The sequence below is a fragment of the Streptomyces sp. PTL18 genome (assembly GCF_059510295.1).
Window position 1 is genome coordinate 1 of record NZ_JCAJZO010000067.1, and the last position, 8,651, is coordinate 8,651.

Genomic DNA, 8,651 nt, shown 5'->3' on the forward strand with positions numbered 1-8,651 from the left:
ACCCCACCCGAGATCCGTCGGCACCTTGCAGAACTCCAGGACCTGCTGGAGCTGATCGCCGAAGCCCTGCGCGAGCCCGCCGACCTGGAAACGGAGGCGCCCGCGTGATCGCCGCCATCAAACCGCCCGGGTCCAACACCCGCGGCCTACTCGCCTACCTCTACGGCCCCGGCCGCCACGACGAACACCTCGACCCGCACATCGTGGCCGGATTCGCCATGCTCGGCATGCCCGACCCCGGCCGCGACGAGAACGCCACCCTCACCGACCTCGCCCGCCACCTCGACGCGCCCGTACGCCTGCGCAACAGCGAGTTCGGAAGGAAGGTCACCGACCACGTCTGGCACTGCCCCGTCCGCGCCGCGCCCGAGGACCGCTACCTCTCCGACGCCGAGTGGGCCGAGATAGCCCAGCACATCGTCCAGGCCGCCGGCATCGCCCCCGCCGACGACGACCTGGCCTGCCGCTGGATCGCCGTACGTCACGCCGACGACCACATCCACATCCTCGCCACCACCGTCCGCGAAGACGGCCGCCGCCCCAAACTCCACGACAGCGGCCTGCGCATCGGCGACGCCTGCCGCGAGATCGAGAAGGACTACGGGCTTAGGCAGTTGAAGAAGGGCGACCGCACCGGCGCCCGTCGCCCCACCCGGACCGAGATGCACAAGGCCGAACGCCTCGGCTGGGACAAGACCAGCCCCGAATGGCTCCAGAACCGCATCCGCGCCGCCATTCCCCACGTGACCAACGCCGAGGAATTCATCGCCTACCTCGCAGCCGACGGCATCGAGGTCAAGGCCCGGCGGGGCCCGTCAGGAGACCTCCTCGGTTACGCCGTCGGCCGTCCCGGCGACCTCAACGAGAACGGCCGAAGACCGCGCCGCCCACGCCGTGCGAAGCGCGGCGCGCGACATCGCCCACACGGCCACCGGCCCTGACGGCAGCGCGCTGGCTGCCCTGCTCGCAGCCCTCGTCTGGGCCGCCGTCGTCGCTGGGCGCTGGCACGAGGCGAAGGACCATGCTCACCAGGCCGATGCCGCCCGCCAGGCCGTCCAACACCTTCAGGCAGCCGCAGACCGTGCCCTCGCCCCGACGCTCGCCGAACTCACAGTCCGACCGCCCAGGAAGGAAGCCCGTCGCGTTGTCGCGAACGACGTGCGAGCTGCTGTCCCCGACCACGCGGAACGGATCCTCGCCGACCCGGCCTGGCCTGCGCTCGCCACCGTCCTCGCCGACGCCGAAGCCCGTGGCCACCGGCCCGAGCAGCTCCTAAAAGAGGCCGCCAGCCAGCGTGAGCTGACCACCGCTCGCCAGCCCGCCCGCGTGTTGATCACCCGCATCCAGCACACCGGACGAAACCCGGCACCCAACCGCCGCGCCGAGGCAGCCCGCCGCCGCACCACCATCGCCGACGCCTCGGTCGCCGGCCAGCAGATCGGACATCTGCCCGCAGGCACAGGGCCCAGCCAGTCCATGGGCGGCCAACAGGTGGTGCGATCGCGCCGCTAGCGAGGCCGAGGCGTCGAGCTTGCCAGGCAGCCCGAGGAACGGGCCTGCCTGGCAACCCGGGTCACACGCCCTGAGACTTGAATCGCCATACCGCGTGCTCCAGTCCCCCTGGTTCGTGCCCGAGAACGGCTGCTGCTTCCTCGTATGCGGCTCGGAGCTCGTTGTAACGAAGTTCCATGACACCGGCGTCCGCAGCGAAAGCCCGCAGATGTACGTCTACGGCGACCTGCGATCGGCCGACAAGGTTGCCGATGTAGTCGACGCTCTTCGGCCCCACTCCCTTCACCTTGCGCAGAGCGGCCCGATTGTCCTGGTGGTCAAGCCATGCACAAAGGTCGGCACGAGTATCGACACCACTGGAAGCCAGCAGGTCAGTGAGGTCGTGGGCCGTCGCGACCTTCCTGGGACTCTTGAAGTTCATCGCCACGGCAAGATCCTCCGTCGCGAGTCGTTCTCGGAAGCCGCGGACCGTAGAAGCGTCAGGCCACGCCGATTGGAGACGAAGAAGCCTCGGCCGAAGTGTCAGTTCATATTTACAGCGCGCGTGGAAGCTGGCGTCGCAGATGACAGCGCCCATGTGAGTCCACCCACCTGGCGGGTGGAACGGGCCGTCGCCGAGGACAGACCGAACGTGTGCAGCGAGCCGCTGAGCGGGGCTGAGCAGGGCCATGGGCCTATGTTGGCTCGTCGGTCCGAGAATCGGGGCGGGAACAAACACGAATGTTCCGGGGTAGGGCATGGCGGCGCTGGTGGCGAACGTCGCCTCCTTGGCACCATGCGTCGCGGATCGTAAGTTCGAGTCGGCTCCCAGGAGCCTCCCCGGTGGAGCTGGCCGCCGCTTACACGCTGGGGTACCACTGGAATCCCGCCCTGGCCACGGGGCTCGTGCCGCGGGGGAACGGCAGGCTCTTCCGAGACCAGGGCGGGGGCTCAACTGCGTCGCAGGAACCTGCTCTGGCCGCGGTGCCTGCCGGTACGTCGGGCCGAGGGCGGTCCCGCGACCGTGGCTGCGGGAGAGGGATCAGAGGAAGCCGGTTCGTCCCTGCTGAGCAGCGACTCCCAGACGCGCGCTTGGAGTTCGCGGATGCAGGGCCCGCACGCGTACATGGGAGCCTGAGCGCCGGCGACGCTCGCGGGGCCGATCCACAGCACGCGTGTCCAGCGCCGGCCGCAGTAGAGCCAGCAGAAACCGTCGACCCATTCGTTGCCGTCGTCCGTGGCTGCTGGGGCGGGTAGCCCGCCCCGGGCCGAATTCCGCGATCCCGGGTATCACCCTGTGCTGTAAGGCGATTTCCGTCAGCATGGTTCGTCGGCTTCCTCAATCAGGATCCCTGGGTCACCGCGGAAGCACTCTCCTGCTTCTCGCCGTCGGAGAACAGCAGGGTGGGCTCGGCGAGGATGTCGCGGCCGGCCTCGCTCTTGTAGATCTCGTCGACGCTGCCGAACCGGGCCTGGGAGTAGTCGAGCCCCAGAAGATCGGCGGCCTGGCGAACGGACGCCTCGTCGGGCCCCTCGATCTCCAGGAACGTGGGGAGGTCGGGCCAGGTGTCGAAGTCGAAGGCGACCTCTCCCAGACGCCACTCCTCGCGGTAGTTCTCCTGATAGCGGACCTCGGTGAGGCCGACTCGGCGGAGGATGTCGGCCATGGCGTGCAGGTCGGCGACCTCGGTCTCGATCTCCTTGGTGCCGTCGATCGTCGTGGCATCGGTGACCTGCTTGAGCGTGAGCGTTGAGCGGGTGCCCTCGTCTCGCAGACGGAGCCACGCCCCGCCGTCGAGGGAGTCGTTCTCGAAGATCTTGCGGGTGAGGAGGGTGCGGGGGAGCGCCTGGACGGCACCGAGGACAGACAGCTTGGCCTGCAGGTCGGCGACGTCGACGGCCAGGAACTTCGCCTCGTACTCGTGCTTCATGGATCCTTCTCTCAGAGACGGTCGGTGTGGGCGGACGAACGGGCCGCCAGGAGCAGGCCCATGCGATGGATGTGGTCGTGCGGCTGGCCGATGTGGGGCCGCTCAATGAACTCGTTCGTGCGCAGGGTGAGCAGCACGTCCCAGTCGCCGAGGAAGTGACGGTGCAGGCGTTCGGGAGAGGTGTAGTGCTCCACCATGTGGTGGCGCTTTTCCACGGGCATCATGAACTCCGCACCGAACACACCGCCCGGGCGGACCAGGCGCTGCATGCGGTCGACGAACTCGGCGAGAGGGCGGTGGTGGTTGGCACTGTAGTGCCACGAGCAGCTCGTCCAGACCGCCTCGCACGGCACGTCCAGAGGTTCCCCCGCAAGGAAGTCCTCTTCGATCACCTGCACACGGGCCTGGAGTTCCTCCAGCTTGAGCCGGTCGATCAATCCCATGGCGTGCACGTCGCTGCCGCCCGGGAGGCGGACCTCACCTCCGTGCACGGCGAGCGCGTCGCGTTCGATGGCCAGTACGCGGTACCCGGCGGTGGCCAGGGGCAGGACGAACTTGCCGTCGCTCGCACCGACGACCGCGACGGTGGCGTCAGGAGCAACGCGTTCCTGCAGGGTCGCGAGGAACTGCGGGAAGAAGGTGAGGGTGTGCTCCCACAGGCTCTGTGTCTGCATGGGAGTGCGCTCCTTGCGTATCGATGGCGGTGATCACGCGGAGGACTTCTTCGGGGGTGAGCCCCGTGGTGTCGATGCGTTGCATCGGGAACGAGGCGTAGGCATCCGTCACTTGGTCCATGACGGTCTCCGTCAGGGCGTCCCATCGCGACGTCGGCTTGTTCCGTGCTGCGAGGCGGCGCCGGCGTTCGTCGTCAGCGCATACGAGGTAGTAGGTGACGGGTGTCGGCAGCCAGGCCGGCAGAGTGACGCCGAGCCGGGCGCCCAGGGCGCGGTGGCTGGTGAGGCACCGGGCGAAGTAGCTCTCCACGACCACAGGAACGCCGCTCCTGAGGTGGCGCTGGATCTCCTCGGCTGCTGTGAACAGTGCGGAGAGGTAGAAGGACATCCGGGCTTCGACGTTCGTTCGCCTGTCCACCTCGCGCCTGAGGGGCTGGTAGAAGGCAGGCACGGTGGGGACAAGGACGGCTTGACGGGCCGCGGCGAGCATTGGAGCGATCGTCGACTTCCCAGTGCCCCGTAAGCCTTCCAGGCTTTCGAATCTCGGCTGATCAGGCACGGGCGTACACCACGTCCGGTACGGAGAGCGTGAGCTCGTCGGTGGCGGAGGGCCTGTGGACGATGCGGTTCGCGGCCTTCTCGTACCAGAACGCGTGGGAGTCCTTGCCCACCGCCTTGCAAGACATGGTGAGCGCACCGCGCGGGTCGGCCTCGATCCGGTCGATCTCCCGAGGCCCGCCGGGCGGAGCGCAGACCTCCGGAGCACCGTGCTCGGAGAGGTCCTCGTCGACGATCACCTCAAGCGGCAGCCTGGTCTGCGCGAGCTGTTCGCGGAGCCGGCCGTAGGCGGTCGTGTCTGTGACCAGCAGCTTGGGGTGATCGGCGGCATTGCCTACCGGCCGCAGATGGTGGAGCTTCAGTTGCCGGACTCCGAGCTGCCCGAGGATGCTGGCGAGAGGGAGAACCTCGCCGATGTTCCGAGAGGTCACGGTCATGGTCGCGCCCGTCGGGACACCGAGGTCCCGTGCCAGGCTGAGTGAGCTGAGGGCGCTCTGGTAGCTGCCGCGCTTGCGGATGCCGTCGTTGGTCGAGCCAACGCCCTCCAGGGAGACCCGGAGCAGGTCCAGGTGTGGAGCGATCTCGGTCAGGCGGCGCTCGATCCGGTATCCGTTGGTGCAGATCTCGACGCGCTGGCCCAGTTCCTGCTTGGCGTGCTGGACGACCTGCGGGAGCTCCCGGTGGACGAAGGGTTCCCCGCCGAGGAGGGTGACGGCCTCCGTGCCGTATTCGTCTCGCATCAGGGTGAGGAGGCTGACGGCTTCCTCGGCGGTGAAGGCGTCGGCGTACTGAAGTCGCTTGCCGTGGAAGCAGTGCAGGCACGTGAAGTTGCAGCGGTACAGCAGCTGCAGGTACAGCATCCGGATCTTCCTGATCCCGGTGACTTCCCCGATCACTTGGGCTCCTTCGGCTGACTGCCTGGTGGGAACCCCGATGGTGGCGGTATGCCAGGGGACCTCGGCACCGCGTTCGGGGACGGTCCGAGGACGTCCTGGGACGTTTTACGTGCCCGCGAAGGACTCCAGGATGCCGAGAACCCGCCTGGTGTCCGACAGGTCCGGCAGGATCTCGTGGGCGCCGGCAGCGGCCAGCTCCTCGGCACTGTGGACACCGGAGGCGACCGCAAGGATCGCAGAACCAGTGGCGAGGGCGGCTTCCACGTCGCGAGGGGTGTCTCCCACCAGGACGCCGGGCACATCGGCCGAAACGCCACGGAGCTGCTGTATGCGTTCACGCGCGACCGCGACAAGTTCTGGACGGAGCTCGGCGTCTGCTCCGTAGGCGCCGGCAGGCAGATCCAACAGCGAGTCGAGGCCGAAGGCGGAAAGCTTCACCTGAGCGTTGGCGGCGATGTTGCCGGTCAGGACAGAGGAGACCCAACCGCTTCGCGCGGCAGCGGCCTTCAGCACCTCGTGAACCCCTGGCAAAGCCGTCCCGCGTAGGCGCAGATCATCAAGGCGGTCATGCCCTGATTGCGCAAGCGCGGCCTCGATGACGGACCACTCGGGTACAGGTAGCCCGTCGCGAAGGAACATGTCACGCATGATGAGTCGATCCGTGCGCCCCTCGGTACGCGCCGGCGCCGACGGTTCGCGTCCCGCGAGTGACGAGAAGGCGGCAGCGTAGATCTCCTTGCTGACCCCCGCGTTCTCGATGAGGGTGTGGTCGATGTCCCACAGGACGATGAGCTCCATGGCGCCAGGGTAGGCAGTCGGTTCGGTGCTCTGCTTCCGTGACGGCGTCCCAAAACGTCCTTGCGCGATCATGCGCCGGGCCGCTTCCATGGCTCCTGTGAACGACCGACTGCACTCTGTGCTCGCGCAGCGCGGCGTCTCGCCCGAATCGCTCGCGGAAGTCTGCGAGGTGGACCCCAAGACGGTGAGCCGGTGGCTGGGAGGGCGTGTTCCACACGCACGGCATCGTTTCCGCGTCGCCCGGCACCTGCGCGTGGAAGAGACCTTCCTTTGGCCGGCGCCGCCTCGACGGTCCGGCCGAGCGCGTGACGGGTTAGGCACCGAACTGGTCGGCACTTATCAGAACCGGGCCAGTGTGCCGCGGGACGTCTGGCTCTCGCTGCTGCGTGAGGCCCAGCACGAGATCAGTGTCCTCGTCTTCTCCGGCACGTTCTTCGCGCAGTCCAATCCGCACGTAGCCAAGATGCTCTCCGAGCGCGCGGCGGAGGGGGTCCTGGTGCGCCTGTGCTTCGGTGACCCGGACGGTCAGGCGGTCGCGATCCGAGGCCGCGAAGAGGGAATCGGCGACACTCTTGCTGCCAAGATCCGAGCATCACTGACGTACTACCGCCCCCTGCTGGGCGAGGCAGGGTGTGCCGTACGCCTCCACGACACCACGCTCTACACGTCCATGTTCCGCTACGACGACAACCTTCTGGTCAACCCCCATATCTGGGGGCAGCCGGCCAGCGCCAATCCCCTGCTCCACCTCAAGAGGACTGAAGGCACTGGGTGGTTCGACAGTTACGCTCAGAGCTTCGATGCCGTCTGGGCCGCCGCGCGGCCGTGGACACCCGACCACGAGAGGACCACCGCCCATGGGCAGGACTGAGTACTACAACGACCCGGCCGCCCCGAAGGCAAACACCCTCATCCCGGCCAGCAACCTGCTCGTCGTCGACGAGACCGGAGCCATCCTTCTCCAGCGCCGCCGTGACACCGGCCAGTGGGCGCTTCCCGGAGGCGCGCAGGACATCGGCGAGACCGCGGCAGAGTGCGCGGTACGCGAGTGCCTGGAAGAGACTGGCATCGTCGCCGAGGTCACCGGCTTCCTCGGCGTCTACACCAACCCGAACCACATCGTCGCCTACAGCGACGGAGAGATCCGCCAGCAGTACGAGAACACGTACATCGGCCGCCCCATCGGCGGAACTCCCACGATCAACGACGAGGCCGACGGGGTGCGCTTCGTCCAGCCGGCCGACCTCGACCAGTACGACATCCACCCGAGCATGCGCCAGCAGATCGGGGACTACCTGGCCGGCACCTATCCCTACCTCGGCTGAGCCGCCAGCGCCGCCTCGATCCGCTGCACAGAGGAGAGAATCTCTGGCGCGGCACGGCGGATGAATCGGCCGACCACACTGTCCGCGCCATAGCGACTGATGATCTCTGCGATCCGCTCCTGTGCACTGGTCCGGCCGCCGTGGGGCGTCGTCGTCATGTCGCAATACACGAGAGCGTCCACCAGCAACGGCTCCTCGAGCAACGGAAACTCCGACGCCAACTCGTCCCGCAGCCCGCGCTCCTCGGCCTCCAGCAGGGCAAAAGAGTGGTTCGCGACCAGCCGCACCAGCCGCTCGTCGGCCCCATGCTCGTCGCGAAGGAACCTTGCGCCGTCCAGCGGGTGGAACCCCGTCACGGCCAAGCGAGGTGCGTACCCGACGTCGTGGAGCGTGGCGGCAGCGACGAGAAGAGCGCCGTCCTCCCTGAGGAGCCCCCGGACTTCAGTGGCACGCTCGGCCACTCCCTGCGTATGGGCCCACCTGCGGGGAAGCTCAGCGGCGAGCTCGGATTCCGCTACCTGCGTTGCCCACTTCGTGATCAGATCGGCCATGTCTGGCTTCATGCCCCTAAGCTCTCTCGAACACACCACGACGCCCCCACCAAGCAGCACCGAACTAGGTCGAGTCGGCAGCGAGTGTCAGCGCTCCACGCCAGGATCCTGCTATGCACATCGACTTGGAGCGCATAGCCGCGATCCAGCGGTCGGTCATCGGGGCCGTGTTACTTGTTGCCATAGTGATGGTGACGTACCGATCGCTCGCCTGGGTTGCGCGTCGGATCCGCCGGATACAGGAGTGGTGGTCGGCCTGGAACGCGAGGGTTGCCGATCGGGACATAGCACCGACAGCTCAGGCGCTCCAACGGCTTGGTTTGGCAGACCTGCCGATCCAGGATCTCCGTCAGGCTGGCCGGAAGACCGCCGGATCCGTAAAACTCCGCTATCAACTGCTCACCTTCGCGGTCGGCATGGGGGCCTC

General features: G+C 67.7%; 9 protein-coding genes and 2 pseudogenes. 4 read left to right on the plus strand and 7 right to left on the minus strand.

The window, feature by feature from the left end; all coding sequences use genetic code 11:
* Positions 1 to 104 precede the first annotated feature (104 nt).
* A pseudogene (locus AC5WS8_RS38600) lies at positions 105 to 1,512 on the plus strand (relaxase/mobilization nuclease domain-containing protein).
* 61 nt (positions 1,513 to 1,573) lie between these two features.
* Here the strand turns inward: AC5WS8_RS38600 and AC5WS8_RS38605 are convergent.
* From AC5WS8_RS38605 to AC5WS8_RS38630, 6 genes are all read right to left on the minus strand, one after another.
* Entirely contained in the window at positions 1,574 to 1,933 is a 360-nt protein-coding gene (locus AC5WS8_RS38605; protein ID WP_496108155.1) for a DUF8548 family protein, read from the minus strand.
* Between the two features lie 901 nt (positions 1,934 to 2,834).
* Positions 2,835 to 3,422: a class IV adenylate cyclase gene (locus AC5WS8_RS38610; RefSeq protein WP_496108148.1), complete on the minus strand. Its 588-nt coding sequence runs from the start codon at positions 3,420 to 3,422 to the stop codon at positions 2,835 to 2,837.
* A gap of 11 nt (positions 3,423 to 3,433) precedes the next feature.
* Entirely contained in the window at positions 3,434 to 4,096 is a 663-nt protein-coding gene (locus AC5WS8_RS38615; protein WP_496108149.1) for a class I SAM-dependent methyltransferase, read from the minus strand.
* Complete coding sequence (locus AC5WS8_RS38620) at positions 4,014 to 4,586, minus strand: P-loop nucleotide/nucleoside kinase family protein (protein ID WP_496108150.1); 573 nt, start codon at positions 4,584 to 4,586, stop codon at positions 4,014 to 4,016. The genes AC5WS8_RS38615 and AC5WS8_RS38620 overlap by 83 nt, the downstream gene beginning before the upstream one ends.
* A 61-nt stretch (positions 4,587 to 4,647) precedes the next feature.
* The gene (locus AC5WS8_RS38625) at positions 4,648 to 5,550 is read right to left on the minus strand and encodes a radical SAM protein (protein WP_496108151.1); all 903 of its coding nucleotides are present in this window, start codon (positions 5,548 to 5,550) and stop codon (positions 4,648 to 4,650) included.
* A 105-nt stretch (positions 5,551 to 5,655) separates the two neighbouring features.
* Complete coding sequence (locus AC5WS8_RS38630; protein WP_496108152.1) at positions 5,656 to 6,348, minus strand: HAD family hydrolase; 693 nt, start codon at positions 6,346 to 6,348, stop codon at positions 5,656 to 5,658.
* 97 nt (positions 6,349 to 6,445) lie between these two features.
* Between AC5WS8_RS38630 and AC5WS8_RS38635 the strand changes: the two genes are divergently transcribed.
* Together AC5WS8_RS38635 and AC5WS8_RS38640 are read left to right on the plus strand one after the other, a co-directional pair.
* Positions 6,446 to 7,219 (plus strand): XRE family transcriptional regulator, encoded by a 774-nt coding sequence (locus AC5WS8_RS38635; protein WP_496108153.1) that lies wholly within the window; start codon positions 6,446 to 6,448, stop codon positions 7,217 to 7,219.
* Positions 7,206 to 7,673 carry an NUDIX hydrolase gene (locus AC5WS8_RS38640; RefSeq protein WP_382183039.1) on the plus strand — a complete coding sequence of 156 codons (468 nt, stop codon included), beginning with the start codon at positions 7,206 to 7,208 and terminating at the stop codon, positions 7,671 to 7,673. The genes AC5WS8_RS38635 and AC5WS8_RS38640 overlap by 14 nt, the downstream gene beginning before the upstream one ends.
* Here AC5WS8_RS38640 and AC5WS8_RS38645 read toward each other — a convergent pair.
* Positions 7,661 to 8,224, minus strand: a complete 564-nt coding sequence (locus AC5WS8_RS38645; protein ID WP_496108154.1) for an HD domain-containing protein — start codon at positions 8,222 to 8,224, stop codon at positions 7,661 to 7,663. The genes AC5WS8_RS38640 and AC5WS8_RS38645 overlap by 13 nt on opposite strands.
* 113 nt (positions 8,225 to 8,337) lie before the next feature.
* Between AC5WS8_RS38645 and AC5WS8_RS38650 the strand changes: the two are divergent.
* Positions 8,338 to 8,651, plus strand: a pseudogene (locus AC5WS8_RS38650) (hypothetical protein); the annotation flags it as partial.